We start from the raw sequence: 24,892 nt of genomic DNA, 5'->3' as shown, positions 1-24,892 counted from the left end.
CTCGACCCCAAACGAATGTCAGGGGGAAGTGCACGTGTCCGATCGACACGGTCTGCGTCCAGACCACGAATTGACTGATGCGACAACGGTGTTCCGCGCGCAGCGGTTCTCCGATCCCGCCACGTCGGCGTCCCAGCCGGAACCCGATTGGTTGGCTCCGACGCCGCCCATCGGCATCCCGCTCGATCCCATCCCGGCGGCGTCGGCGTACTACAACTCCTACGTCAACGAGGTGCCGGAGCCGTCGTATCGGCCCACTGTGCCGCCGTCGCCGTACCCGGATCTGTCGACGAGTGCCCTGCTGCGCCAGCTGAAGCCGCCGCCGTCCTCGGGCTGGCGCAGGCTGCTGTATCTGGCCTCGGGCAAGCTGATCAACGTCGGCGAGAGCCCCCGCGACTCCCGCAACAAGAATCTCATCGCCCAGGTGAACCGTCCCCTGCAGGGCTGCTACAAGATTGCCCTGCTGTCGTTGAAGGGCGGCGTGGGCAAGACGACGATCACCGCGACGCTCGGCGGCACGTTCGCCTCGATCCGGGGCGACCGGGTGATCGCCGTGGACGCCAACCCGGACCGCGGGACGCTGAGCCAGAAGGTGCCGCTGGAGACCCCGGCCACCGTGCGGCACCTGCTGCGCGACGCCGAGGGCATCGAGCGTTACAGCGACGTCCGGGGTTACACCTCGCAGGGCCCCAGCCGACTCGAGGTGCTGGCCTCCGAAAGCGACCCGGCAGTGTCCCAGGCGTTCAGCGCCGAGGATTACGACCGGGCACTGGAGGTGCTGGAGCGCTTCTACAGCCTGGTCCTGACGGACTGCGGCACCGGCCTGTTGCATTCGGCGATGTCGTCGGTACTGGCCAAGGCCGACTCGCTGATCGTGGTCAGTTCGGGTTCGGTGGACGGCGCGCGCAGCGCCTCGGCGACTCTGGACTGGCTCGACGCCCACGGCCACCAGGATCTGGTGCGTCGCTCGGTGTGCGTGATCAATGCCGTGCGCCCGCGCTCCGGCAAGGTCGACATGCAGAAGGTGGTCGACCACTTCTCCCGGCGGTGCCGGGCGGTGCGGGTGGTCCCGTTCGACCCGCACCTCGAAGAGGGCGCGGAGATCGAACTGGATCGGCTACGACCCAAAACCAGGGAAGCGTTGGTGGAGCTGGCGGCGGTCGTCGCCGAGGGGTTTTCCGCGGCCGAGCCTCAGGACCGGTTCGCCTAGCGGGGTTTGTTGTCCCCGTGGTTGAGCCGCCACAGGAAATCCGGATCGTCGTCAGGCCCGATGACGCGGGTCTTGGGGCGGTTCGCCTGGGCGCGCACGGCCCGCCAGCCGAGGTAAACAACGGCGGCGATAATCAAGGCCAGCAACATGAACAGCACGACAACCTCCTTGGTCCGAATATACGCGCGTCGGTAGGCTCGGCGCCGTGTCAGACAATTCGGGCGGCTCGACTGGCCGCATGATCCGGGACGTCGTCGTGTACACGCTGGCGAGGCTCGTTCTGGTGGTCGTTCTGACCGCTGCGATCTATTACTTCGCCCAGCTGATCGGCATCCATGAGTTCCCTCTGGTGATCGCGGCGCTGTTCGCGATCGTCATCGCGCTGCCGTTGGGCATCTGGGTGCTGGCCCCGCTGCGTAAGCGCGCGACCGCCAGCATCGCGCTGGTCGACGAGCGCCGCCGCACCGACCGGGAGCAACTGCGGGCCCGGCTACGCGGGGACACCCCGGGGGACTAGCCGGCCGGAATCGATTCTGCGGTGAGGGCGGGCCTGAGGCCCATTTCGACGCCCTCAGCGCAGAATCGATGCGTGACGGGGGACTAGCCGAGACCGAGCGCCAGGGCGACGGCGATCGACCACACCAGCATCGTCAGCCCGGTGTCCCGAAGCACCGGGATCAGCTCGCGCCCACCCAATCCACGCCGGACCGGGGCGGCGGCGCGGATCGCCAGCGGGGTGGCCACTAGGCCGGCTGCACACCACGGGGTGGCCGCCGTCAGCGCCAGGGTCAGCACTCCGGCCAGCCCCAGCAGGCACTGGTACAGCATGCGGGTGCGGGCGTCGCCGAGGCGCACCGCCAGCGTCACCTTGCCGGCCACCGTGTCGGTGGGGATGTCGCGCAGGTTGTTGGCCACGAGCACGGCCGAGGACAGCGCCCCGGTGGCCACCGCCAGCGCCGCACCGACCCAGTCGACGCGCAGCGCCTGGGTGTACTGGGTGCCCAGGACCGCGACGAGCCCGAAGAATACGAACACCGCGACCTCACCGAGTCCGGCGTAGCCGTAGGGCCGGGAGCCGCCGGTGTAGAGCCACGCCCCGGCGATACAGACCGCGCCGACCGCGATCAGCCATGGCGCGCTCACGACCGCCAGGGCCAGCCCGGCGACCGCACCGAGAGCGAGGCTCACTACAGCGGCGGTGAGCACGGCGCGTGGAGTGGCCAGTTTGGATCCGACCAGCCGCAGCGGCCCGGAGCGCACGTCGTCGGTGCCGCGGATTCCGTCGGAGTAGTCGTTGGCGTAGTTGACGCCGATGATCAGTGCCATCGAAACGGCCAGCGCCAGCAGGGCTTTCCACCACACGGCGCCGTGCAGCCAGGCCGCCGCCCCGGTGCCGGCGATCACCGGTGCGATCGCGTTGGGCAGGGTCCTTGGTCTGGCCCCCTCGATCCACTGCGCGACGCTTGCCATGCCCGCCATCGTTGCACGCACGCAATGGCTGGCAACTGCGGCGTCCGCCGTGGGCCGTGGTCTCAGGTTTGCTGATTTGTCACGGGCATTGTTTGTGGCGGATAGCTGATGGCGGCGACTGTCAGTTTCGCTGGGACTGGTCAGGCTCTGGCATCTGGCCTCCGAACGAGCACTGAGAAAGGGCGATCACAGCTTTGCCGCAGGATTGCTTCAGGGAGTAGCTGATGTCCATTAAGCGAAGCCTGCCGATCCGCGCGAAGGCATCTCGGAAGATCCTCTTATCAGCAAACTGAATATATGCCTTTGCACTGTTAAGACGGTTCTAGCTACCGAATCAGCTAAGCGCAACTCATTCGATAACGCATTCCAGTCTCGGTCGATGTTCTTGCCACCTTAAATATTTTGCGCGTGAATTGAGTTTGCTATAACCAGCGAAACCATGCCTTACCAGGTCATCCTTCGCGGCGTGGGCTTGCGGGAACGCTCACTGAAACCGCCGATTGGTAGGTTTTTTGATGAATGCCGACGGACCTCGGATTTTCCTCAGGTAGCTTTTGCCGCGTCCACAGAGATCCCCCGACGGGAGTAGTTATGCGCATTGCTGTGCGGTCATCGTTCTCAACCGGGGTAGCGCTGGTGGGGGTCGGAGCTATCGCGTTGGCTCCCATACATCCACGCGCAGCGCTGCCGGGGATCGAAGCCCCCGCGGCTGTCTCCGCGGTGGGCCTCGAACTCACCGCATTCTCCGATCTCCTGGCCGCGCTTCCCGATCCCGTCACACCGTGGGTCAACGTGTTCACCAACGCGGTGACCAATGCGGGCGTGCTCGGCACGGCATGGCTGGCTGACCCGCTGCCCGCGGGCAAGCAGGCCCTGACCAACCTGATCGGTTATGGCGAGACCACCGCGACCGCGCTCGGCGGCGTGGCCACGGCGGCGTTCGACTACCTGACGACGACGGCGCCGCAAGCACTCCAGACGGCATTCCAACAGCTCGGCGACGGGCAGCCCTCTGCGGCGGCATCCACCTTGACCGATGCGTTCGTCGGGTTCGTCCTGGCGGTCGGCTTCCCGCTGTTTCCCGTCGTCGCCATACCCGCACAGATCACTGACAACCTGACCGCGGTGGTTCACGCGGTCACCGACGTCAGCACGCTCGTCAATCTCCTCATCGGTGCCATAGGACCGGTCGGCGGGGTGATCAGGGCGGTCGGCGACTCCGCACAGGATTTCGTCGATGCGGTCGGAACAGCGAATTACTCGGCTGCCGTCCAGGCCGTCTTCGACGTGGCGCCCCGTGTGGTCGGCGCGATCATCAACGGCTACACAACTACTGACGGCTCCCTCTACCCGGGTTTGCTCACACCACCCGATGAGAACGGCGCCAACGCGGGCCTCGCATACACCCTGTTGGTGACCATTCCGCGCGCGATCGGTACCGCGCTCGGAGCCACTGCGCCCAGTAGTGCGGCGTTGCCGGTTGCAGCAGGCGCGAGCGCGGCAGTAGCGCCGCCAACAAGCACCGAAGCAGAGGACACCCCGGAGTCAACCGGCCAGGCCGGGTCGAAGGAGACGACCAATTCGGGTGGATCAGCAACGCCTGGCGATCAGTCCGAACCGGCGAAGATCACCCAGGGCGGCAATGGCTCTTCACGCTCTGGCACGGGTGGCTTCCGCCCAAGCGGCAAGGTGCCGGCTAAATCGTCTGAAGCCGCGGCTTCGCCGGCCGGTAGTGGTGTTCCCGATGGGGGTGACGCGGCCAAGGGGTCAGGCGCCAAGAAGGCTGCCGGCGCCAAGAGTGCCAGGTCCCGTTCGGACGCGGGTAACGACGGTGCCGGAGGCGCGGCAGAGTAGCCGACCGGATGCCGCGCGGCGATGCGGACGGCGGGTCCTCAGCGCAGACGGCAGAGGATCGGCCGTCGCAGCGTGGGCGACGGCTGCGCTGCCGGAGACTTGGCTTCGACGAGGTCGAGACTGATGCGTGGCTGCTTTTCGAGTCCGTCGCGACGGTGCTGCACGACATCGTCAACCGAGGTCTGGTCCAGACCCACCGGCTGACTCTGGTCGACGTCCAGATGTTGGCCTACCTGAAAAGCCATGGGCCCAGCCCGATGGGTGCGATCGCCGAGACGCTGATGGTCACACCGGGTGCTCTCACCCAACAGACCCAACGGCTGGAGCGGCGCCGACTGGTGTACCGGCGCGCGAGCAGTGATGACGGGAGACGGGTGATCGCAAGGATCACCCCGGAAGGTGCCAGAACGTTGATGGCTGCGCTGGAGACGTATTCCCGGCTCGTGCGGGCGAACTTTCTCGACACGCTGAGCAGACGTCAGGTGATCGCCCTTGGCGACGGTTGCCGCCGTATCAACGTCCGCTTGAAGGAGCTCGATCCGTCACCGGGCGTGCCGCGTTCGTAGCGGCTTAGGGGATAGCCGCCGCAATAGCCCACAATGGTCGGATGATCGGAGTCATCGGCGGTAGCGGCTTCTACAGCTTCTTCGGTGCCGACGCCCGCAGTGTCAACCTCGACACCCCCTACGGCGAGCCCAGCGCGCCGATCACCGTCGGGCGGGTGGGGGAGCACGACGTGGCGTTCCTGCCGCGGCACGGCCTGAGCCACGAGTATTCGCCGCACACCGTGCCCTACCGGGCCAACATGTGGGCGCTGCGCGCGCTCGGGGTGCGCCGGGTGTTCGGTCCCTGCGCGGTGGGCAGTCTCACCCACGAACTGGGCCCGGGTTCGATCGTGGTGCCCGACCAGCTGGTAGACCGCACCCGCGGCCGCGCCGACACCTACTTCGACTCCGGCGGCATCCACGTCGGCTTCGCCGACCCGTACTGCCCGACGCTGCGTGCCGCGGCCACCGATCTGCCCGGGGTGATCGACGGCGGAACCATGGTGGTGGTGCAGGGTCCGCGGTTTTCCACCCGCGCGGAAAGTCAGTGGTTCGCCCGTCAGGGTTTCACCCTGATCAACATGACCGGATATCCCGAGGCCGTGCTGGCTCGCGAGCTGGAGATGTGTTATGCGGCAATCGCTTTGGTGACCGACCTGGACGCCGGGATCGATGTCGGCGCCGGGGTGCGCGCGGTCGACGTGTTCGCGGAGTTCGAGAAGAACCTGGTGCCGTTCAAGAAACTCGTGCACGAGGCGATCGACCAGGTGGCCTCCGAGCGAGTCTGCACGCACTGCCTGGCACATGAGGGCGTCGAGCTCCCCTTCGACCTACCGTGAGGATTCTGCTCACCGGGGCGGCCGGCTTCATCGGCAGCCGGGTCTGGGCGGCACTGGTGGCCGACGGGCACGAGGTGGTGGCGGCCGACGCTCTGCTGGACGCTGCGCACGGCCCCGGCGCCGAACTCCCCGAGGATTGTCACCGCCTCGACGTGCGTGACGCAGATGCGTTGAGGCCCTTGCTTGTTGGAGTCGACGCGGTCTGCCATCAGGCCGCCGTCGTCGGTGCGGGGGTCAACGCGGCCGACGCGCCCTCCTATGCCACGCACAACGACTACGGCACCGCGGTGTTGTTGGCCCAGATGTACGAGGTGGGCATCACGCGGCTGGTGCTGGCGTCGTCGATGGTGGTCTACGGGCAGGGCCGGTTCGCCTGTCCGGTGCACGGCGTGGTCGACCCGTTGCCGCGGACCCGGGCCGATCTGGACGCCGGGGTGTTCGAGCACCGCTGCCCACTCGGCGGTGAGCAGCTGAGCTGGCAGCTGGTCGACGAGGATGCGGCGCTGACGCCGCGCAGTCTGTACGCGGCCAGCAAGACCGCCCAGGAGCACTATGCACTGGCGTGGGCCGAATCGACCGGCGGTTCGGTGGTGGCGCTGCGCTACCACAATGTCTATGGCCCCGGTATGCCGCGCGACACCCCGTATTCCGGGGTGGCCGCGATCTTCCGGTCGTCGCTGGAAAAGGGTTTCCCGCCAAGGGTTTTTGAGGACGGCGGTCAGATGCGGGATTTCGTGCATGTCGACGACGTCGCCGCCGCCAATGTCGCCGCGGTGCGATCGGAGGCGGGCGGGTTCCTGGCGGCCAATGTCTGCTCGGGACGCCCGATCTCGATTCTGGACGTGGCCACCCGGTTGTGTGAGGCCCGAGGGGGGCCGGCGCCCCTGGTCACCGGGCAGTACCGCAGCGGCGACGTCCGCCACATCGTGGCCGATCCGGCCCGGGCGCGCGAGCGGCTCGGCTTCCACGCCGCGATCGACCCGGCGGCTGGTTTGCAGGAGTTCGCGTTCGCCCCGCTGCGGGCCTGACCTTTCCCAACCCGGTGGTTGGTCGGGGACCGCTGCGGGCGCATACTGGGGCGCGTGAAGACAGAGATCTGTGACCAGTTCGGCATCGACTTCCCGCTGTTTGCCTTCAGCCACTGCCGCGACGTCGTCGCGGCGGTGACCAACGCGGGCGGCTTCGGTGTGCTCGGCGGCACCGCATTTCGGCCCGATCAGCTCGAGGCGGAGCTGAGCTGGATCGACGAGCAGGTCAAGGGCAAGCCCTACGGCGTGGACATCATCGTGCCCGCTAAGTTCGAGGGCAAAGGCGAGAACCTGACCGTTGGCCAGCTCGCCGACCGCATCCCCGATGACTTCCGCGGCTTCATCGACGAACTCCTGGCCGCCCACGACATCGAGGCCGACGACAAGCCGCGTATCGCGGCGTCGTCGCTGTCCGGCGATACCGGCGCGAGCTTGCTCGAAGTCGCGCTGAACCACCCGATCAAATTGATGGCCAACGCACTTGGCGTGCCGCCGGACTACATGATCGAGGCGGGCAAGCAGACCGGCATTCCGGTGGCGGCTCTGGTCGGCGCCAAGGAGCACGCCATCAAGCAGGTCAACGCCGGCGTCGACCTGATCATCGCCCAAGGCACCGAGGCCGGCGGCCACTGCGGGGAGGTCACCACACTGGTGCTGATCCCCGAAGTGATCGAAGCCATCGAGGCGATCGGCAAGCCGGTGCCGGTGCTGGCCGCCGGCGGGATCGTGACCGGGCGGCAGATGGCGGCGTCGGTGGCGCTCGGTGCGGCCGGTGCGTGGACGGGGTCGGTGTGGTTGACCACGGAGGAGGCCGAGACCGCCCCCTACACCGTGCAGAAGATGCTGGCCGCGTCTTCGCGGGACACCGTCCGCTCGGCCGGACGCACCGGAAAGCCGTCGCGCCAACTACGTTCGGACTGGACCGACGCGTGGCTGCCGAACCAGGGCGGCCGGCAGCCGCTGCCCCTGCCGCTGCAGTCGATGATCGCCGAGCCCGTGCTGCGTCGCATCGACAAGCTCGCCGAGAGTGGCCATCCGGGCGCCCAGCAGCTGGCGACGTACTTCGTCGGTCAGGGCGTCGGGCTGATGAACAAGGTCCGGCCCGCGCGCGAGGTGGTGCTGGAGTTCATCGAGGACTACGTCAACGCCGCCGAGCGGCTGTGCCGGTCCCTGGAGGACTGAGCGGCCGACAGTAACGCCACTGCGTTCAGAACCCCGAAATGCCGCCGTCGGGTTACTGTCGGACCATCGGACTACAAGCCTTTGGGGGCATCGCGCACCGCCTGCACGGCAGCCTCATCGCCGTCGAAGTCGACCCGGGCCAGGCGCCCCGACGCGAACAGCACGAGTTCCTCGATCGGACCGGTGACCGTCACGGCGGGTCCGCTGCCCGCGGTCAGTACCGTCTGCCCGTCCGGTGTGCGCAGTTCCACCCGGGCCGGAATCTTGGCCAGCGTCAGCCGGGCCGTCATCCCCAGCGTGCGGCGCAACTTGGCGCCCAGCTCCGGGTCCGTCGGCCGCGGCGCCCAGTCCGGCTGGGCCCGCCGCACGTCCTCGGTGTGGATGAACATCTCGGCGACGTTGGCCACCGCGTCGAGGGCCTTCAGCGGCGAATACAACGGTGGCCCCGCGGCGATCTTGTCCAGCAGCGCGTTCCACTCGGTGCCGCGTGCCACGTCGTCCTGCACTTTGGCGGTGTGGGCGGCGAACGCCGGGATGAGAATTCCCGGTGCAGCGTCGAGGCGGTATTCGCGGATCACCAAGTGGGCAGCCAGGTCTCGGGCCGTCCAGCCTTCACATAGCGTCGGGGCATCAGGTCCAACACTGCGCAGGCTCTCGACGAGTGCGGCACGTTCACGCTGGGCAACAGACAACGGGGTCTCCCTTCACCGGCATGTCCAAGACTAGTCGGCGAGCGGAAGCCGCACCTCGAACCGTGCCCCGGTCGGCAGGTTGTGTGCTGAGAGTGTGCCGCGGTGGGCCTGCACCAGCCCGGCGGCGATCGCCAGTCCCAGGCCGGAGCCGCTCGGCAGTGACGGGTCGGCACGCGACACCCGGCCGTTGGAGCCGCGGTAAGCGACGTCGAACACCCGCGGCAGATCGGCTTCATTGATGCCCACGCCGGTGTCGTCGACCCGGGCCCAGGCGCCCTTGGCGTCCGAGCCGACCGCCAGTTTCACCGTCCCGCCGGTCGGGGTGTGGGCGATCGCGTTGGCCACCAGATTCGACAGCACGCGCACCAGTGCCCGGTCGCTGCCGACGACCCGTACCGGTTTGGGCGGCATCGACACCTCCAGGTGCACACCGGCGCGCTCGGAGGCGATCCGGTGCGCCGACAGAACGTCGTCGACGACCTCGTCGAGGGCCACCTTCTCGTACGGCGCGTATACCGCACCGGCGTTGATCTTCGACATCTCGAACAGGTCGTCAACCATCTCGGAGAGCCGGATCGATTCCTGCTCAATGTGTTTGGCCTGAACCTGTACTTCGTCGTCACGCACCACACCGTCGGCGATCGCCTCGGCCAGCGCGCGGATACCGGCAAGGGGAGTGCGAAGGTCATGGCTGACGAACGCGACCAACCGACGCCGGGACTGCTCGGCAGCCCGCTCGGCGTCGCGAATCTCCTGCTCCCACACCGTTCTTCGGGCCTGGTAGCGGGCCAGCATCACCGCCGAGGGGACCGTCACCACCGCGACGATGCCCAGCACCACGGCGGTGCGGGCGAACGTGTCGGTGATCATGAACCCGCTGGCCCCAACGACGCCGGTCAGAGTCGCCAGCACCGGTATCAGCACCAGCGCCACCATCGTGACCGTCATCGACCACGACCTGGCCAGCCGAATGATCAGCCAGCCGAGAACAACCACCGGCAGTGAACACGCCAGCGCCAGCAGTGCGATTTCGGCGATGTCACGCGGTGGCACGATCACCGCCGCCGGCTTCACCGCGCCACAAATATCCACGGCCCCAGACCGTTTGGACGCGATGGTGCTCGCCAAGCTTGGAACGCAATCGCTTGACGTGCACTGTGACCGTCGACAAGTCACCGAAATCCCAGCGCCACACCTTCTGCAGCAACTCCTCGCGGGAGAAGACGGTGTCGGTGTGGGTCAAGAAGAACAGCAGCAGATCAAACTCTCGGTTGGTCAGCCCCACCGGGCTGCCGTCGATGGTCACTGACCGCGACGCCGTCGACACCGTCAGGTCACCGACGGTGATCTCCAGCGGTAGCGCCGCCGCCGGCGACGGCGCACGGCGCAGCACCGAACGCACCCGCAGTGCCAGTTCGCGCGGACTGAACGGCTTGGTCAGGTAGTCGTCGGCGCCGGCCTCCAAGCCGGCGATGCGGTCGTCCTCTTCGCCGAGGGCGGTCAGCAGAATCACCGGCACGCTGTAGTCGCCGCCCTGGCGCAGCGTGCGGCACAGTGACAGCCCGTTGGGCCCGGGCATCATCACGTCGAGCACCGCCACGTCGATGCGCTGGGTGCCCAGCACCCGCAGTGCCTCGCTGCCGTCGCCGGCAACCGTGACTTCCAGGCCGTCGCGCTCCAGGTAACGACGCACCACATCGCGCACGACGGTGTCATCGTCGGCGATCAGAACCCTGGCCGTCATAGGTCCGAGGGTAGCGAACAATGGCCCTCACCTGCACCAACGTCACGGTTTCGTCATTGACTCCCCATCGCTGCCCTAAGTTGTCATCATGCCCGAGTGTCCGGTGACCGTGGTGCTGCCCTGCCTCGACGAGGCGGAGTCACTTCCTGCCGTACTCGCGGCCATACCGGCTGGTTACCGCGCTCTGGTCGTTGACAACAACAGCACCGACGGCACCGCCGAGGTCGCCCGAACCCACGGCGCGGACGTCGTTTTCGAGTCACAGCCCGGCTACGGGGCCGCCGTACAGGCCGGAATTGTCGCCGCCGGGACCGCGTTGGTGGCGGTGCTCGACGGGGACGGATCGCTGAATCCGGCCGATTTGCCGCGGCTGGTCGCCGAGTTGGACCGTGGTGCCGACATGGTCACCGGGCGCCGCCGACCCGTGCGCGGACTGAAATGGCCCTGGCATGCGCGGCTGGGCACCGCGGCGGTGTGCTGGCGGTTGCGCACCCGGCACAAACTGGCCGTACACGACATCGCCCCGATGCGGGTGGCCCGCCGCGAGGCGCTACTCGGGCTGGGGGTGACCGATCGCCGATCGGGGTACCCGCTCGAACTACTGGTCCGCGCCGCGGCTGCCGGCTGGCGAGTTGTCGAGGTCGACGTCGACTACGGGCCCCGTACCGGAGGGAAGTCGAAAGTGAGCGGGTCGGTGCGGGGCAGTTTCACGGCAGCAGTCGACTTCTGGAAGGTCATCTCGTGATGCAGCCCCCGATACCGGTGACGGCCCTCGTGGTGGCCAAGGCGCCGGTGCCGGGGCTGGCCAAGACCCGACTGGCAGCGACCCTGGGTGACGAGGCCGCCGCCGAGATCGCCGCGGCGGCATTGCTGGACACCCTCGACGCGGTGGCCGATACCCCGGTGGCGTCCCGCGTGGTGGCGATGACCGGTGAGCTCGACCGGGCGTGCCGCCAGGCGGAGATCCGCGAGCGGTTGCGCGCGTTCACCGTGATCGACCAGCGCGGCGACGATTTCGCCGAGCGCCTGGCCAACGCCCACGCCGACGCCGCGGCGGGGCGGCCGGTGCTGCAGATCGGGATGGACACCCCGCAGGTGAGTGCCGAGTTGCTCACCTCGTGCGCCCGAACGTTGTTGGCCACACCCGCGCTCCTCGGGATGGCGCGCGACGGCGGCTGGTGGATTCTCGGGGTGTCCGAGGCCCGCACTGCCGAATGCCTGCGTGAGGTGCCGATGTCGCAGGCTGACACCGGTGCTGTAACGCTTGCGGCGCTGCGGCACACAGTGCAGAACGTGTCGCTCGTCGAGGAGTTGCACGACGTCGACACCGTCGACGACATCCCTACGGTCCGCGCGGCCTGCCGGTCAACGAGCCGGTTCGCGCACGCCACACGAGAGGTTTGACATGTTGGGACAGCTCTACGACCGCGCACTGGACGGCGAGTGTTGCTGGCTTCGCCACGACGACGGACGGCTGCACAAGCTGCCGGTGCACAGCTGGCTCGGGCAGGGTTCGGATAAGAGCTTCGACACCGCCGTCGTCGATCTGTGTGACGGCCCCACCATCGACTTAGGTTGCGGTCCAGGGCGTTTGGTGGCGCATCTGGTGCGCCGTGGTATTCCCGCACTCGGGGTCGATCAGTCCGAGACCGCGGTAAGGATGGCCCGGCGAAGCGGGGCTCCGGCACTTCTGCGCGACGTGTTCGACCCGCTGCCCGGGACCGGGCGCTGGCGCACGGTGCTGCTGGCCGACGGCAATATCGGCCTGGCGGGTGATCCGCGGCGGGTGCTGCGCCGGGCGGCCGAACTGATGTCGCGCGGTGGCCGCTGCGTGGCGGAATTCGATCCGGATGTGGCCGGAGTGCGTACCAGTTGGGTGCGCCTGGAATCCTCGCGCAGCATCGGGCCGTGGTTTCAATGGGCGGCGGTCGGCGTGGATTGTGCGGCCACGTTGGCAGATGAAGTTGGGATGGCGTTGGTGTCGATTCACCCGATCGGCAACCGTGTTGTGGCTACACTCGCGCTGAAATGACGGGGGACGCGAAAGCTGCCACCAAGTACACCTTGCGTGGCACCGCGGTGACGGCCCGGGTCGGGGTCGCACTGGGCATTGCCGTGACCATCTGCTTTGTCACCGGATTGATCAGCCACTTCATCCAGCATCCCCAGCCGTGGTTCTTCTGGCCCACCCGGCCGGTGTGGCTCTACCAGTTCACCCAGGGGCTGCACGTGATCTCCGGTATCGCGGCGATCCCGCTGCTGGTGGTCAAGCTGTGGTCGGTGTACCCGAAACTGTTCGAGCGGCCCATCATCGGCGGGCTCACCCGGCAGCTGGAGCGGGCCTCGATCCTGGTCCTGGTGGGCGCCATGTTGTTTCAGCTGTCCACCGGGATCATGAACATCGCGCAGTGGTATGCGTTCGAGTTCTTCTTCACCACAAGCCATTACGCGATGGCCTATGTCGCGGCCGGTGCTGTGCTGGTGCACATCGGTGTCAAGCTGCCGGTGATCCGTCGCGCGCTGGGTGAGCCGCTCGACGATGTTCCGGCAGGCGGGCTGATGCCGCACCACGGACCGCGCCGTCGCGCGGTGTTGGCAGGCACCGGGCTGGCGGTGGGTGCGGCGACGATTCTGACTGCCGGGCAAACGGTTTCCTGGCTCAGGAAGGTCTCCCTGCTGGCACCCCGTTCGGGTGATGGGCCGCAGGGCCTTCCGGTGAACCGGACGGCGTGGGCCGCCGGGGTGATCCAGGCTGCACAGTCGCCGCAGTACCGGCTGACCGTCGTCAACGGCGCGACCACCAAGGCGTTCTCGTTGGCCGAGCTTGCCGCGCTACCGCAGACCACCCATCGGTTGCCGATCGCCTGCGTCGAAGGCTGGAGTGCAGAGGCCGACTGGACCGGCGTGGTGCTGGCAGATCTGGTCAAAGCGGTTGGTGGCAAGCCGGATTCCGATGTCCGGATGATCTCGCTGGAGCCGCCGGGCCCGTACTCGCGCACGGTGCTGCCGGCCCGGCACGCCGGTGACTCGATGACGTTGATCGCGCTGAAGGTCAACGGTCAGACCCTCGACCTCGACCACGGGTACCCGTGCCGGCTGATCGCACCCACGCGACCCGGTGTGCTGCAGACGAAGTGGCTGACCAGGATTGAGGTCGTGCAGTGAACGGTATCCGGGTAGCTCTCGTTGTCGCGGGCCTGGCCGTCGGGGTCTACGGCGCGGTGCTGGTGTGGGACAACTCGACCGAGGTGATCATCCGCATCGTGGCCTGGGCGCTGATCGGGGTGCTGTTGCATGATGCGGTGTTCGCGCCGCTGTGCGTGGCACTCGGGTTCGCCGGTCGGCGGCTGCTGCCGCACCGGTGGTGGACGCCGGTGCTGGTGGCCGGGCTGCTGACGGTGGTGCTGGTGGCGCTGGCCATTCCGGTGTACTCCAAGCCGGGTCAGCATCTGGACAATCTCACGGTGCTCGACCGCGACTATCAGACCGGGTTCTGGATCGCGTTGGCGGTGGTGTGGGGCGCGGCGTTGCTTTACCTGGTCGGCGACCGCTTGCTACCAGTTCGTCAGGATCAGGTGGTTCAACAGCAGGGCGCCGGTGATATTGAGGCTCAGCCACCATCGGTGGGTGCGGGCGGGTAACAGGGCACCCGCGGCGGTCAGCCACACCGTGAACGGCAGCCAGATCCGTTCGGTCTCGGCCTTGGACAGCATCGACAGGTCGGCGAACACGATTGCCGCCAGGGCAGCCAGCACCAGCATGTGCAGGCCCGAGCGGCGCTTGATCGCCGCGATGTCGAGTACCCGGCCGATACCGGCCACGCTGCCCAGGCCGATGGCGCACACCACGGACGCGAAGTTGGCCCAACCCCAGTACTGGAACGGCCGGTTGTTCGCGATGCCCTGCCAATAGCGTTGTTGGACAAGAACGTAGCCGTCGAACCACCAGAATCCGGCCACGGCGAACACGGCGACGACCGCCAGCGCGGCCAGCACCGCAGGGATCAGTGTGCGTAGCGCGGTGCGGCAGTCGGCGGCACAGATCAGCACCGCCACCGCGGGCAGCGCAATCAACGCCAGGCCATAGTTGACGAAGATGCCCCACCCCAGCAGCAGCCCCGCCCCGGTGGCGGCAAGCCACGGCCGGCGCACTCGTTGGCGAACGGCCAACGCCAGCAGGGCGATACCCCAGGCGGCCACCCCGGTGAAGTAGCCGTCGGCCGAGACCGCGATCCAGATGGCCGTGGGGGCCACCGCGACGAACGGTGCGACCAGGCGCGCGGTGGCCTCGTCGCTGAGCGCCCGCACCGCCACGATCACCGCCGCGGCTGCGCTGGACCCGATCAGCACGCACCACAACGCGGCCCAGGCGCCGCCGCCGAGTCCGATCCGCTCGAGCCATACGAAGGTCAGCAGGGCGCCAGGTGGGTGGCCGGAGACGTGGGTGATCCACGAATTCGGTTGGAAATCCAGGATTCTGCTCGAGAACGTGCGAACAGCCTCGGGGATGTCAGTGATGGTGGGCACCTGGCGCAGGTACTCGTGGCGTGCGGTGAGCCGGCCGGCGAACCCGCGCTGCCAGCCGTCGATCATCGCCAGCGCGAACGCCCACGCGAAGGACGTCGCCCACACCGTGAAGGTCAGCGCACGCCAGGACAGCCGTTGGGCGAGCGCGGCCCCCCAGATCACGGCGGCGGCGCCGATCACAATCGCCGGTACGGTGCCCCAGCCGATATGGGCGTTCCACCAGCCGAAGATCGGGGCGGCGTCGGCGAACGCCTTGATCTCCGCCGGCTTCATGTTGACCAGCGGTGTGACGATGCCCAGGTTCAGGTGCGGGACGATGAATGCCGCAGCCACCAGGAGAACACCGACGCTGACCGCGATCGCTTCCTTGCGCCCGATGCTCACGGTTATCCAGCTTACGAGGGCCCTCAACCCGGCCAGGACGTCCACTTCTGCACCGTCACCACCAGCGCCGGACCGTCGAGTGAAACCGATTCATACTGAGGGTATTTCGCCCGCAACAACCTCACGCCCCGGTCGAACTCGGGTCCGTCCGCCACGATCGAGGCGACACCGTCGGCCCGTACCCACCACAGCTGGGACCAGTCGTCGCCGTAGTGGTCGACCAGCACACTCACCGATGGATTGGCCGCGATATTGGCCAGCCTGCGCAGCCGCTGCGTGGACTTCGGTTTGCCGTCGACCGCGGTGTAGATGACGTCGCCGTCGACGGCGAACACGATCGGCACCACGTGCGGACGGCCCTCGGGTGTCACCGTCGCCAGCCGCGCGACGGGTGCGGAGGCGAACCGCTCGGTCACACCGGGGTGGCGGGCTGCTCGATGACGGCGCCCGGCTCGGTGGCGATGAAGTCCTCGATGAGCTCGACGACCTCGGCCGGCCGCTCGACCTGGGGGAAGTGCCCCACACCGGTCAGCACTTCCAGCCGGACGTCGGGCCGGGTTGCCTGGGCGGCGTAGGCGTGGTCGACGGGGATGATCGCGTCCTGGTCGCCCCAGATCGCCATCGTCGGCAGGTTTGCCTTGACGTGCAAGCGGTTCAACGCGCTGACCGACTGACCGCGGAAGTCGACCACGGAGCGCAGTGTGCGCAGGAACGCCTGCCGGGTCTCGGCGTCGGAGAACGAGCTGTAGGCGTTCCAGATCTCGGCGCCGCGCGGCGACTCGATCCCCATCTTGGCGAACAGGGAGCGAACCTTTTCGCCGACCGACAGCACCGGCGGTGGCGCGATGATCGGCATGATGAACTCGGCTCCCGGTGCCGACAGCAGTCGCAGGGTCCAGCCGACATCGGGACCCAGCCCACCGCTGCCGATCAGGATCAGGCGCTGGGCGTAGTCGGGATGCTGGTAGACGAACTGCATGGCCACCCCGCCGCCGAGCGAATGGCCGACGACGGTGGCCTGCGCGACGCCCAACTCGTCGAGCAGGTCGCGCAGTGACACCGCGAACGCGCCCAGCGAGTAGTCGCTGCGCGGTTTGGCGGAGTTGCCGTGCCCGAGCAGGTCCGGTGCCACGACGCGGTACTTGCGCGACAGCGGCCGGATTACCGACCGCCAGGTCTGCGAGCTGCCTGCCATGCCGTGGATCAGCAGGATCACCTCGCCCTGGCCTTCGTCGAGGTAGGCCACGCGGTCACCGTGCAGGTCGAGATATTTCAGGTCGCCCATAGGAAAGACCTCCTTCAGTGAACAATTGTTCACCAACCGTAGCCGCCTGGCAAATCTCCGCCGTTTTCGAAGCGGAGCCGCAATGCCCGGCGGTCCAACTTGCCGATGCCCCGGCGGGGCAGTTCGTCGATGATGTGGAGTTCCCGCGGTGCGGCCGTCGAATCCAGCGAGTGGGCGAGGTAGTCCTTGATGTCGTCGATGCTCGGCTCGACCGCGCCGGGGACGACGACGACCGCGGCCACCACCCGCTGACCCAGACGTTCGTCGGGCACCCCGAACACCGCGCAGTCGGCGATGGCCGGGTGCCGCGACAGTACGGCCTCGACGGGTCCGGGCAGCACAGTCAGCCCACCGGTGCTGATCGCTTCGTCGGCGCGCCCCAGAACCACCAGCCGCCCGTTGTCGTCGACCATGCCGAGGTCGTCGGTGTGAAACCAGCCCGCCTCGGCGAACGGGTCGGGGTCAGGCGGGTTGCGATAGCCCTTGGCCAGTGTCGGCCCGCCGATCACGATGCGTCCCTCGCCCGGCTCGGTGCCGTCGTCCAGCCGTATCCGCACCCCGTCGAGCGGAACCCCGTCGTAGACGCAGCCGCCGGCGGTCTCGCTCGAACCGTAGGTGCGCACCACCGCGATTCCGGCGGCCGCCGCGCCGTCGAGTACCGGTCGCGGGGCCGGCCCGCCGCCGAGCAGCACAGCGTCGAGTTCAGCCAGTGCCGCGGTGGCTTCGGGATCCAGCAGCGCCTTGGCGAGCTGAGTGGCCACCATCGAGGTGTAACGCCGACCGGAGCCCAATTGGGCTACCGCCGTTGGCAATTCGGTTGGGTCGAAGCCCGCCGAGACGTCGAGTTCGACGGGCACCGTGCCGGCCTGCAGGCTGCGCACCAGAACCTGGATCCCGGCGATGTGGTGGGTGGGCAGCGCCAGCAGCCAGGTGCCCGGACCGCCGAGGCGGTCGTGCGTCGCCGCCGCGCTCGCGATCAGTGCGGCCGGGGTGAGCATCGCGCCCTTGGGTGTTCCGGTGGTGCCCGACGTCGACACCACCAGTGCGACGTCGTCGTCGATCTCTTCACCGACCCGCAACGAGGTCGTCAGCAGTTCGCTCTCCCGCAGATCTCCGGCAGGGATGGGAACCAGTGGGGCGTCACGCCCGTCGAGGACACCCCCGAGCGCTGCCAGCAGTGACTGTGCCGAGGGGCCGGGGGGGATGGCGAGGGCTCGCAGCGTGGTTATTCGGCTTCCTCACTGTCCCGCGGATCATCCAGCGGCCAGCCGTAGGTGGCCAGCTTGGCCCGGACCCGCTCCACGTCCTCCGGTGAGGGCAGGTCATCGGTGATCTCGGTGATGAGGACGCCGATGTCGACGTGGTCGAACTCGCCGCTGTCGAGAAGCGTCTGCGCGACGGCTTTGACCTCGTCGTCGGTGAGCCGACGACGCAGAAGCGCAAACAGTGGAACCTGGTCCGGGCGGGGAACACCGTCGGGGTAGCCGGATTTGATCCAGGCCACGATCTTGGTGATGAAATTGGACACCACGGCATCTCCCTGGCCGGGGCGTCCGCAGGCGCCCGATGGACGTCGAGAATCTTAGTCGGCACCAAGGGGTGCCGCGCTATGGATCTACCCTGCGCCCGGCGGAACAGGCCAACGTCGGCACTATGGCAGGTGAACAACCGATGAACACCTGCCGGGGGGTTTGCAAATGCCCTGCTTACAGCGATTTCGGTGACTTTCGGCAACTAGGCAAAGGGTCGTCTGACCCAGCAGAATCACAGCCTATGAGCGCCGAGATGATCATCCTGGTGCTGTTGATTGCGACAGCACTGGCATTCGATTTCACCAATGGGTTCCATGACACCGGTAACGCCATGGCCACCTCGATCGCCACAGGGGCGCTGAAGCCCAAGACAGCGGTGCTCCTCGCGGGCATCCTGAACCTGGTCGGCGCCTTCCTGTCGGTCGAGGTCGCTGTCACGGTCACCACGTCCGTGCTGAAGGTGCAGGACTCGAAGACCGGTCACCTGCTGCCGAACATCGATGCGTCGATGGGGCTCACGATCATCTTCGCGGGCCTGATCGGCGGCATTCTGTGGAACCTGCTGACCTGGCTGTTCGGCATCCCGTCCAGCTCGTCTCACGCGCTGTTCGGCGGCTTGATCGGCGCCGGCCTGGCCGCGCTCGGGATGGCGGGTGTCAACTGGAAGGGCGTCACCGAGAAGGTGCTCATCCCGGCGGTTGCCGCACCGGTCATCGCCGGCGTCGTCGCAGCGTGCGGGACCTGGTTGGTGTACCGGATCACCCGCAAGGTGCTCGCGCGTCGCCGCGAGGAGGGCTTCCGGTGGGGCCAGATCGCGACGGCGTCGCTGGTCGCGCTCGCCCACGGCACCAATGACGCACAGAAGACCATGGGCGTGATCGCGCTGGCGCTGATCACCACGGGTCACCTTACCGGCGACGTGAAGAAGGACGGTCTGCCGTTCTGGATCATCCTCTCCTGCGCCTTGGCCATCGGCCTCGGTACCTACATCGGCGGCTGGCGCGTCATCCGGACGCTCGGTAAGGGCCTGGTGGAGATCGAGTCCCCCCAGGGCCTGGCTGCTGAGGCCTCCTCGGCCGCGATCATCCTGAGCTCCAGCGCGGCCGGTATGGCGCTGTCGACCACTCACGTCGCCACCGGCTCGATCCTGGGCAGCGGCGTGGGCAAGCCGGGGGCTGAGGTCCGCTGGGCAGTCGCCGGCCGGATGGCGGTGGCCTGGCTGGTCACCCTGCCGGCAGCTGCACTCGTCGGTGCACTGTCCTACTGGCTGTCCGACGCAGTGAAGTCCCTGACCTCCTCGCAGTTGGCAGGGGATGGCCTGATCTTCGTGATCCTGGTTGGGCTCTCGTTCTACATGTGGTGGCGGGCCCAGCAGCAGAAGGTCGACAGCAGCAACGTCAATGCGGACTGGGACACCTCCACCAACTCGGTAGTCCCAGCTGAGGTCCGCGAGGCAACCAAGGTTGCAAAGCCGACTTCGCCCAAAGCGTCCGTCTGATCGTCGCCCGGAGTAAAGGACAGACCTCATGCAGTATTTCGAGTCCATTATCAAAGTCCTGATCGTCGGACTTGTCCTCGGCGCCGGCCTGCCGGCTCTGTTCGCCACGGGGATGCTGGCCTACTCGTTCGGCGCCGGCGGCGAAGAGGCCGACCACGTCATCCACAAGCCCAATCCGGCGCTGAAGTACTTCGGGATTCTGTTGTTTCTCTTCGTCTCCCTGGTGATCGTGACCGCCGTCCTGTGGATCACCCGGGCGACGATCATCCATCACTTCGGCGTCGACCTGTTCCCGATGCTCCCCAAGAAGTGAGCGGACGATGACTGCTGAAGAGCACACCAATTTTCTGGAGAGCGTTCTCGATTGGCTGCACAAGGGGTACCCCGAGGGAGTTCCTCCAAAGGACTACTACCCCCTGCTCGCCCTGCTGAAGAGGTCGCTGACCGAAGACGAGGTCGTCCAGGCTGCCTCGACGATCCTGCGGCATACTGACTACGACACGCCCGTCACGCCCGAGCAGCTGCGTCAGGCGATCCGGGACGTGATCGAAAAAGAGCCGAATCCTGAAGAGCTGAACCAGGTTGCGGCCCGGTTGGCCTCAGTGGGCTGGCCGTTGGTGGGGGCCACGCACTAGCCGCGGGTGTCCCGGCGTAGCGGGTGGTCGTCGGGAATCTGGACGAAGATCAGCGTCACCCCGTCCGGGTCGACGACGTGCATCTCGTGCAGACCCCACGGCTCCTGCCGGGCTTCGCGGACGATTTCCACACTGCGACTTCGCAATTCGTCTCGCGTGGCGTAGAGGTCGCGGACCTGAAGCCACAGCGCGCCGGGAAACGGGCCGCCCGGAGCCGTCGGCGCGCCGTGGGCGGCGAGTTCGATCAACGACTGCCCGGCGTAGAACACGGTGCCGCCGACGTACTCGCGGGCGACAGCCAGTCCGATGGCGTCGCGATAGAAGCTGACCGAGTGCGGATAGTCGGCCGGCCGGAACAACGTCCGGCTCGCCAGGATCTCCATGGCTTCGTGTCTACCTCAGTTGGGCTGCACGCGCTGACGCTTCATCATCCGGTTGAGCACACCCGGAGCGACGACGTCGATGGCGCGGGCGGTGACGGCGATCCGCGGGGCGATGCGCACCGGTCGGTGCCGGGCGGCGTCGATCATCCACTGGCCGGCCTCCTGCGGGGTGAGCGCGGGAAGGCCGTCGTAGGCCCGGGTCGGGGCGATCATCGGGGTCGCGACCAAGGGGTAGTACAGGGTTGTCGAGTGTACGCCCTGGCCGGACCATTCGGTTTCGATGACGCGGCTGACCGCGCTGAGCGCCGCCTTGGAGGCGTTGTAGACACCGAACAAGGGCGAGGCCTCGCTGAGCACTCCCCACGTCGAGACGTTGATGATGTGCCCGTCGCCGCGTTCGATCATGCCCGGGGCGAAACCCCGGATGAGCCGCAGCGGCGAGTAGTAGTTCAGGGTCATGGTGCGTTCGACGTCATGCCAGCGGTCCAGCGACTCGGCCAGCGGCCGCCGGATCGACCGGCCCGCGTTGTTGACCAGGATGTCGACGGCGCCGACGGTGTCCACCAGGGCGTCGACGGCGTCGAGGTCGGCAAGGTCGCAGGGGATCGCGGTGGCCTGCCCGCCCCCGGTGGTGATGCGTTCGGCGACCGCCTCGAGCAGGTCCGCACGACGGGCGACGACAATCACATCGGCTCCCGCCCGGGCGAACAACTCCGCGCCGGCTTCCCCGATCCCGGAGGATGCGCCGGTCACCAGGACCCGCTTGCCGCGCAGGTCGACGGTGGTGCCGGTGGGCACGCTGAGCGGGGGACGCATGCCGGCCAGCGCGATGGCCTCGGTCAACCTGCGGCGCAAAGGGTTCACGAGCCGTGAGTCTATGGACTGCCCGGAATCAGAAGTACCGCGGGAACGGGCTCCAGTCCGGATCGCGCTTCTCGAGGAACGCATCGCGGCCCTCGACGGCTTCGTCGGTCATGTAGGCCAGCCGGGTGGCCTCCCCGGCGAACAGCTGCTGGCCGACCAGTCCGTCGTCGAGCAGGTTGAACGCGAACTTCAACATGCGTTGCGCCTGAGGCGATTTGCCGTTGATGGCCTTGGCCCAGGCCACCCCGGCGGTCTCCAGCTCGGCGTGGTCGATCACCCGGTTGACGGCGCCCATCTGGTGCATCTGCTCGGCGGTGTAGGTCTCGCCGAGGAAGAAGATCTCCCTGGCGAACTTCTGTCCGACCTGGCGGGCCAGGTACGCGCTGCCGTAGCCGCCGTCGAAGCTGCCCACGTCGGCGTCGGTCTGCTTGAAGCGGGCGTGCTCGCGGCTGGCCAGGGTGAGGTCGCACACCACGTGCAGGCTGTGCCCGCCGCCGGCGGCCCAGCCGTTGACCAGGCAGATGACCACCTTGGGCATGAAGCGGATGAGCCGCTGCACCTCGAGGATGTGCAGCCGGCCCGCCCGGGCCACGTCGACGGTGTCGGCCGTCTCGCCCTCGGCGTACTGATATCCGGTGCGCCCGCGGATGCGCTGATCGCCGCCCGAGCAGAACGCCCAGCCGCCGTCCTTGGCCGAGGGGCCGTTGCCGGTCAGCAGCACCACACCGACATCCGGTGACATCCGGGCGTGATCAAGCGCGCGGTACAGCTCGTCGACAGTGTGGGGGCGAAACGCGTTGCGCACCTCCGGCCGGTTGAACGCCACCCGCACCGTGCCGTCGGAGACGTGCCGGTGGTAGGTGATGTCGGTCAGGTCCTCGAAGCCGTCGACGGCTCGCCACAGGGACGGGTCGAAGGGGTTGTCCGCACTCAAGGTTGTTGAACTCCGTCCTGGGTGATGGTCTGTGCGCCGCAGCTGATGGTCATCGCCGAGGCGACGACCGGGTCCTGCTGGGAGCCACCGGGAACGGTATCGGAGCGGCCGATGGTCGCGACCGGCCCGTCCAGGTCGATCTCGGTGCGGCGCACCGTGTACCCGGCACCGTCGGGCAGCGCCTGCAGTCCTACCAGACGGCGGCCGTCGCCGAGATCGCTGCACCCGATTCCGGTGCCGTTGCCGCGCAGGTTCTGCAGGTCGAACAGGAATGGTTCGCCCTGCCCGTCGTAGACGGTGGAGATCGTGCAGCCGGTGAGGGCGAAGAGGTGCGCGACGCGGCCGTCGCTGACGATGAGTTGTTGCTGACCGTCGGATTGGGCGTCGATCACCAGCGCCTGAAGCGGCATCGGCGACGCGCTGGGTACCCGAACCCGGCCGTTGCCGTCCGCGGTGGAGACGCCGACGAGCCCGTCGGGGCTGATCCACACGGTGCCGCCGGCGTAGGCCTTACTGGCCGAGCCGGGGGGCGGGCCGCCAGCCGTGCAGATCGGATTCGCCTGGGCGGCAGGAGCATTCGTGACAGCACACACCAGTGCGGCCGTGACGATCAACCAGAGCCGGGTCATGAGATCGGGTCGAACCGGAACACCGCGCACCGCCCGGCCAATGCTTCGAACTCGTCGGGCTTGCCCTCGGTGACCAGGCCGGCGTTCTTCATGAAGCTCACGCCGGTCGGCACCAGGGCGGGAAAGGCCCGCAGCAGTGGGCGGGCCTCGTCAGGCGGCAGCTCGACCATGTGCAGGCGTTCGGAGCGTTTGCCCTGGGTCACGGTGACGGCGTCAGCGGCGCGGACGTTGCGCACCCAGTCCGCGCCCGGGAAGCCGCCGACCACATAGCGCTTGCCGTCGACGGTGAACGGGGTGATCGGGGTCGAGCGCGGCTTGCCTGACTTGCGGCCCGGCACCGTCAGCACCACCGGGCCGTCCTTGACGATGCCCAGCCGCATCGCCCCCATGAAGACCTTGTTCATGGGCTTCAGCCACCACGGCGGGATGATGCGCTCAGAGTCGGCCATGACGTCAAACGCTACCCCTCGCGCCGGCCGCTGTGGGGGAGTCGTCGCGCGTGTGCTGCAGCCGCCCCGGATCTGCAGTGCGGCAACCACTTCCGTTGCGCTGCGCCAAGCCCGGCAGTCGCTCAGAGGCGGGCCAGCAGCCCGTCGATCAGCCCGGTCGGCCGCTGCGCAATCGGCAACGGGTCGACCAGAACGAACTCGCACCCGAGATCGCGCGCCGCACCGTCGTTCTCCTCGCTGTCGCCGACCATGATCGCCTCCTCGGCGCTGACGCCCAGCCGCTCGAGTGCGACCAGGAAGATGCGCGGGTCGGGTTTGACCGCGCCGACCTCGAACGAGAGCACGAACTCATCGGCGTCGGCTCCCGCCGTCACGAACGCCGGCCGGATGTCGAACGCGATGTTGGAGACCACCGCGGTGCGCAGTCCACGCTCGCGCAGCGACCGCAGCACCTCGACGGTGTCGGGGTAGGGCCGCCACGAGGCCGGGTCGACGACTTTGTCGTAGAGGGACTCGGCGTGGCGCGACGGCAGGCCTGACTCGCGCAGCACGTGCAGGTAGGCCTCCCGGTGCAGGTACGGCGCGAGGTCGCGGTTCAGCCATGTCTGGTAGGCCGCCTCGGTCAGCTCGATGTTGCCGCCGGTGGGGTGGGTGAGCCGTTCCATCAGCTCGGCCTGGACGTGCGTGTCGACAGCGCGGCGGCCGGCCGGGGACAACGAGTCGTCGACCAGTTCCATGCCGGCGAACCAGCTGTCGTCCTCCTCCAGGCGGAACAGCGTGCCGGAAAAATCGAAGAGGACGGCGCGGATGGGCATGGCACCCATCGTTCCACTCCCGTTATTGACACCCCCGGTAGTAAGTGACGCGCATCACGTATTTCTGATAAGGTGAGCACCCTCACATATGGAGGTGTTCGATGACGGCTGTGAACGAACCGACCCATGCGGCGCTGGCCGCTTCGTCGTCGCCAGGCAACATTTCCCGCATCTTCATGGCCGTCGTGCTGACGGTTCTCGTGATCGCGGCCATCGTGGGCATCGTGATCGCGGCAGCAACAGGACAGGGCCACGCCGTCGTCGGCATCACCCTGATCGCAGGCGGGGTGCTGGGCGCCGCAGCGCTCTGCTGACTCCTGCTTGACGCCAGGGCATCCCTGGCGACCACCGCCGCCGTGGCCTAGTGTTCCCATCACTTCCCCCACCGGACGGC

32 protein-coding genes are annotated in these 24,892 nt (G+C 67.8%); 16 read left to right on the top strand and 16 right to left on the bottom strand.

Going from position 1 to position 24,892, the window contains the following annotated elements; all coding sequences use genetic code 11:
* Nucleotides 1-34: 34 nt before the first annotated feature.
* The gene (locus HBE64_RS20950) at nt 35-1,210 is read left to right on the top strand and encodes a MinD/ParA family protein (protein ID WP_167106599.1); all 1,176 of its coding nucleotides are present in this window, start codon (nt 35-37) and stop codon (nt 1,208-1,210) included.
* Here HBE64_RS20950 and HBE64_RS20945 read toward each other — a convergent pair.
* Nucleotides 1,207-1,368: a hypothetical protein gene (locus tag HBE64_RS20945; protein ID WP_167106596.1), complete on the bottom strand. Its 162-nt coding sequence runs from the start codon at nt 1,366-1,368 to the stop codon at nt 1,207-1,209. The two genes, HBE64_RS20950 and HBE64_RS20945, sit on opposite strands and share 4 nt — an antisense overlap.
* 80 nt (nt 1,369-1,448) lie before the next feature.
* Between HBE64_RS20945 and HBE64_RS20940 the strand changes: the two genes are divergently transcribed.
* Nucleotides 1,449-1,727, top strand: coding sequence for a DUF4229 domain-containing protein (locus HBE64_RS20940; RefSeq protein ID WP_167109509.1), 279 nt, complete (start codon nt 1,449-1,451; stop codon nt 1,725-1,727).
* Between the two features lie 83 nt (nt 1,728-1,810).
* Here HBE64_RS20940 and HBE64_RS20935 read toward each other — a convergent pair whose 3' ends face one another.
* On the bottom strand, nt 1,811-2,680 hold the full coding sequence (locus HBE64_RS20935) for a 1,4-dihydroxy-2-naphthoate polyprenyltransferase (RefSeq protein WP_167106594.1): 870 nt from the start codon (nt 2,678-2,680) through the stop codon (nt 1,811-1,813).
* 636 nt (nt 2,681-3,316) lie between these two features.
* Between HBE64_RS20935 and HBE64_RS20930 the strand changes: the two genes are divergently transcribed.
* The 5 genes from HBE64_RS20930 to HBE64_RS20910 are packed head-to-tail and all read left to right on the top strand — an operon-like array spanning nt 3,317 to nt 8,128.
* Nucleotides 3,317-4,534 (top strand): hypothetical protein, encoded by a 1,218-nt coding sequence (locus HBE64_RS20930; RefSeq protein WP_167106591.1) that lies wholly within the window; start codon nt 3,317-3,319, stop codon nt 4,532-4,534.
* Between the two features lie 8 nt (nt 4,535-4,542).
* The gene (locus HBE64_RS20925) at nt 4,543-5,100 is read left to right on the top strand and encodes a MarR family winged helix-turn-helix transcriptional regulator (RefSeq protein WP_167106588.1); all 558 of its coding nucleotides are present in this window, start codon (nt 4,543-4,545) and stop codon (nt 5,098-5,100) included.
* A 41-nt stretch (nt 5,101-5,141) separates the two neighbouring features.
* Complete coding sequence (locus HBE64_RS20920; protein WP_167106585.1) at nt 5,142-5,918, top strand: S-methyl-5'-thioadenosine phosphorylase; 777 nt, start codon at nt 5,142-5,144, stop codon at nt 5,916-5,918.
* Nucleotides 5,915-6,946, top strand: coding sequence for an NAD(P)-dependent oxidoreductase (locus HBE64_RS20915; protein WP_167106582.1), 1,032 nt, complete (start codon nt 5,915-5,917; stop codon nt 6,944-6,946). The genes HBE64_RS20920 and HBE64_RS20915 overlap by 4 nt, the downstream gene beginning before the upstream one ends.
* 54 nt (nt 6,947-7,000) lie before the next feature.
* Nucleotides 7,001-8,128, top strand: a complete 1,128-nt coding sequence (locus HBE64_RS20910) for a nitronate monooxygenase family protein (RefSeq protein ID WP_167106579.1) — start codon at nt 7,001-7,003, stop codon at nt 8,126-8,128.
* Between the two features lie 71 nt (nt 8,129-8,199).
* Here the strand turns inward: HBE64_RS20910 and HBE64_RS20905 are convergent, their stop codons facing one another.
* Genes HBE64_RS20905 through HBE64_RS20895 form a run of 3 tightly spaced genes read right to left on the bottom strand, consistent with a single transcriptional unit; the run spans nt 8,200 to nt 10,564 of the window.
* Nucleotides 8,200-8,820 (bottom strand): TIGR03085 family metal-binding protein, encoded by a 621-nt coding sequence (locus HBE64_RS20905; RefSeq protein WP_167106576.1) that lies wholly within the window; start codon nt 8,818-8,820, stop codon nt 8,200-8,202.
* A 30-nt stretch (nt 8,821-8,850) separates the two neighbouring features.
* Nucleotides 8,851-9,879, bottom strand: coding sequence for a sensor histidine kinase (locus tag HBE64_RS20900; RefSeq protein ID WP_371744021.1), 1,029 nt, complete (start codon nt 9,877-9,879; stop codon nt 8,851-8,853).
* Nucleotides 9,860-10,564 carry a response regulator transcription factor gene (locus HBE64_RS20895; RefSeq protein ID WP_167106573.1) on the bottom strand — a complete coding sequence of 235 codons (705 nt, stop codon included), beginning with the start codon at nt 10,562-10,564 and terminating at the stop codon, nt 9,860-9,862. Before HBE64_RS20895 ends, HBE64_RS20900 begins: the two co-directional genes overlap by 20 nt.
* Before the next feature lie 88 nt (nt 10,565-10,652).
* On the opposite strand from HBE64_RS20895, the gene HBE64_RS20890 reads away from it, so the two are divergent.
* The 5 genes from HBE64_RS20890 to HBE64_RS20870 are packed head-to-tail and all read left to right on the top strand — an operon-like array spanning nt 10,653 to nt 14,205.
* Nucleotides 10,653-11,309 carry a glycosyltransferase family 2 protein gene (locus HBE64_RS20890; protein WP_208300518.1) on the top strand — a complete coding sequence of 219 codons (657 nt, stop codon included), beginning with the start codon at nt 10,653-10,655 and terminating at the stop codon, nt 11,307-11,309.
* On the top strand, nt 11,309-11,968 hold the full coding sequence (locus HBE64_RS20885) for a DUF2064 domain-containing protein (protein WP_167109503.1): 660 nt from the start codon (nt 11,309-11,311) through the stop codon (nt 11,966-11,968). The genes HBE64_RS20890 and HBE64_RS20885 overlap by 1 nt, the downstream gene beginning before the upstream one ends.
* 1 nt (nt 11,969) lies before the next feature.
* On the top strand, nt 11,970-12,596 hold the full coding sequence (locus tag HBE64_RS20880) for a methyltransferase domain-containing protein (protein ID WP_167106570.1): 627 nt from the start codon (nt 11,970-11,972) through the stop codon (nt 12,594-12,596).
* Nucleotides 12,593-13,729 carry a molybdopterin-dependent oxidoreductase gene (locus HBE64_RS20875; protein WP_167106567.1) on the top strand — a complete coding sequence of 379 codons (1,137 nt, stop codon included), beginning with the start codon at nt 12,593-12,595 and terminating at the stop codon, nt 13,727-13,729. Before HBE64_RS20880 ends, HBE64_RS20875 begins: the two co-directional genes overlap by 4 nt.
* Nucleotides 13,726-14,205, top strand: coding sequence for a hypothetical protein (locus HBE64_RS20870; RefSeq protein WP_167106564.1), 480 nt, complete (start codon nt 13,726-13,728; stop codon nt 14,203-14,205). Before HBE64_RS20875 ends, HBE64_RS20870 begins: the two co-directional genes overlap by 4 nt.
* On the opposite strand, the gene HBE64_RS20865 is transcribed toward HBE64_RS20870, so the two are convergent.
* The 5 genes from HBE64_RS20865 to HBE64_RS20845 are packed head-to-tail and all read right to left on the bottom strand — an operon-like array spanning nt 14,119 to nt 18,287.
* Nucleotides 14,119-15,474: a hypothetical protein gene (locus HBE64_RS20865; protein WP_167106562.1), complete on the bottom strand. Its 1,356-nt coding sequence runs from the start codon at nt 15,472-15,474 to the stop codon at nt 14,119-14,121. The genes HBE64_RS20870 and HBE64_RS20865 overlap by 87 nt on opposite strands.
* Before the next feature lie 23 nt (nt 15,475-15,497).
* A complete protein-coding gene (locus HBE64_RS20860) occupies nt 15,498-15,890 on the bottom strand; it encodes a TIGR03668 family PPOX class F420-dependent oxidoreductase (RefSeq protein ID WP_167106559.1) in 393 nt (130 codons plus the stop codon).
* Nucleotides 15,887-16,759: an alpha/beta fold hydrolase gene (locus tag HBE64_RS20855; RefSeq protein WP_167106556.1), complete on the bottom strand. Its 873-nt coding sequence runs from the start codon at nt 16,757-16,759 to the stop codon at nt 15,887-15,889. The genes HBE64_RS20860 and HBE64_RS20855 overlap by 4 nt, the downstream gene beginning before the upstream one ends.
* Before the next feature lie 29 nt (nt 16,760-16,788).
* Nucleotides 16,789-17,934: an o-succinylbenzoate--CoA ligase gene (gene menE / locus HBE64_RS20850; protein ID WP_371744208.1), complete on the bottom strand. Its 1,146-nt coding sequence runs from the start codon at nt 17,932-17,934 to the stop codon at nt 16,789-16,791.
* A 50-nt stretch (nt 17,935-17,984) separates the two neighbouring features.
* Nucleotides 17,985-18,287, bottom strand: coding sequence for a DUF3349 domain-containing protein (locus tag HBE64_RS20845; protein ID WP_167109499.1), 303 nt, complete (start codon nt 18,285-18,287; stop codon nt 17,985-17,987).
* A gap of 245 nt (nt 18,288-18,532) precedes the next feature.
* Between HBE64_RS20845 and HBE64_RS20840 the strand changes: the two genes are divergently transcribed.
* Genes HBE64_RS20840 through HBE64_RS20830 form a run of 3 tightly spaced genes read left to right on the top strand, consistent with a single transcriptional unit; the run spans nt 18,533 to nt 20,424 of the window.
* The gene (locus HBE64_RS20840) at nt 18,533-19,789 is read left to right on the top strand and encodes an inorganic phosphate transporter (protein WP_167106553.1); all 1,257 of its coding nucleotides are present in this window, start codon (nt 18,533-18,535) and stop codon (nt 19,787-19,789) included.
* A gap of 28 nt (nt 19,790-19,817) precedes the next feature.
* Entirely contained in the window at nt 19,818-20,102 is a 285-nt protein-coding gene (locus HBE64_RS20835; RefSeq protein ID WP_167106550.1) for a hypothetical protein, read from the top strand.
* Between the two features lie 7 nt (nt 20,103-20,109).
* On the top strand, nt 20,110-20,424 hold the full coding sequence (locus HBE64_RS20830; protein WP_167106547.1) for a DUF3349 domain-containing protein: 315 nt from the start codon (nt 20,110-20,112) through the stop codon (nt 20,422-20,424).
* Here HBE64_RS20830 and HBE64_RS20825 read toward each other — a convergent pair.
* The 6 genes from HBE64_RS20825 to HBE64_RS20800 form a co-directional block, all read right to left on the bottom strand.
* A complete protein-coding gene (locus tag HBE64_RS20825) occupies nt 20,421-20,807 on the bottom strand; it encodes a VOC family protein (RefSeq protein ID WP_167106544.1) in 387 nt (128 codons plus the stop codon). The genes HBE64_RS20830 and HBE64_RS20825 overlap by 4 nt on opposite strands.
* 15 nt (nt 20,808-20,822) lie before the next feature.
* A complete protein-coding gene (locus HBE64_RS20820; protein ID WP_243841704.1) occupies nt 20,823-21,623 on the bottom strand; it encodes an SDR family oxidoreductase in 801 nt (266 codons plus the stop codon).
* Nucleotides 21,624-21,699: 76 nt separating this feature from the next.
* Nucleotides 21,700-22,605 carry a 1,4-dihydroxy-2-naphthoyl-CoA synthase gene (locus HBE64_RS20815; RefSeq protein WP_208300517.1) on the bottom strand — a complete coding sequence of 302 codons (906 nt, stop codon included), beginning with the start codon at nt 22,603-22,605 and terminating at the stop codon, nt 21,700-21,702.
* Nucleotides 22,602-23,234, bottom strand: a complete 633-nt coding sequence (locus HBE64_RS20810) for a hypothetical protein (protein WP_167106538.1) — start codon at nt 23,232-23,234, stop codon at nt 22,602-22,604. Before HBE64_RS20810 ends, HBE64_RS20815 begins: the two co-directional genes overlap by 4 nt.
* Nucleotides 23,231-23,683 (bottom strand): nitroreductase family deazaflavin-dependent oxidoreductase, encoded by a 453-nt coding sequence (locus HBE64_RS20805; protein ID WP_167106535.1) that lies wholly within the window; start codon nt 23,681-23,683, stop codon nt 23,231-23,233. The genes HBE64_RS20810 and HBE64_RS20805 overlap by 4 nt, the downstream gene beginning before the upstream one ends.
* A 122-nt stretch (nt 23,684-23,805) precedes the next feature.
* A complete protein-coding gene (locus HBE64_RS20800) occupies nt 23,806-24,507 on the bottom strand; it encodes an HAD family hydrolase (RefSeq protein WP_167106532.1) in 702 nt (233 codons plus the stop codon).
* Between the two features lie 92 nt (nt 24,508-24,599).
* On the opposite strand from HBE64_RS20800, the gene HBE64_RS20795 reads away from it, so the two are divergent.
* Nucleotides 24,600-24,812 (top strand): hypothetical protein, encoded by a 213-nt coding sequence (locus tag HBE64_RS20795; RefSeq protein ID WP_167096578.1) that lies wholly within the window; start codon nt 24,600-24,602, stop codon nt 24,810-24,812.
* Nucleotides 24,813-24,892 lie beyond the last annotated feature (80 nt).

The sequence above is a fragment of the Mycobacterium sp. DL592 genome (assembly GCF_011694515.1).
Taxonomy (GTDB): domain Bacteria; phylum Actinomycetota; class Actinomycetes; order Mycobacteriales; family Mycobacteriaceae; genus Mycobacterium.
The sequence above is the reverse complement of the archived record's forward strand: the minus strand, read 5'-3'. Positions and strand labels throughout refer to the sequence as shown.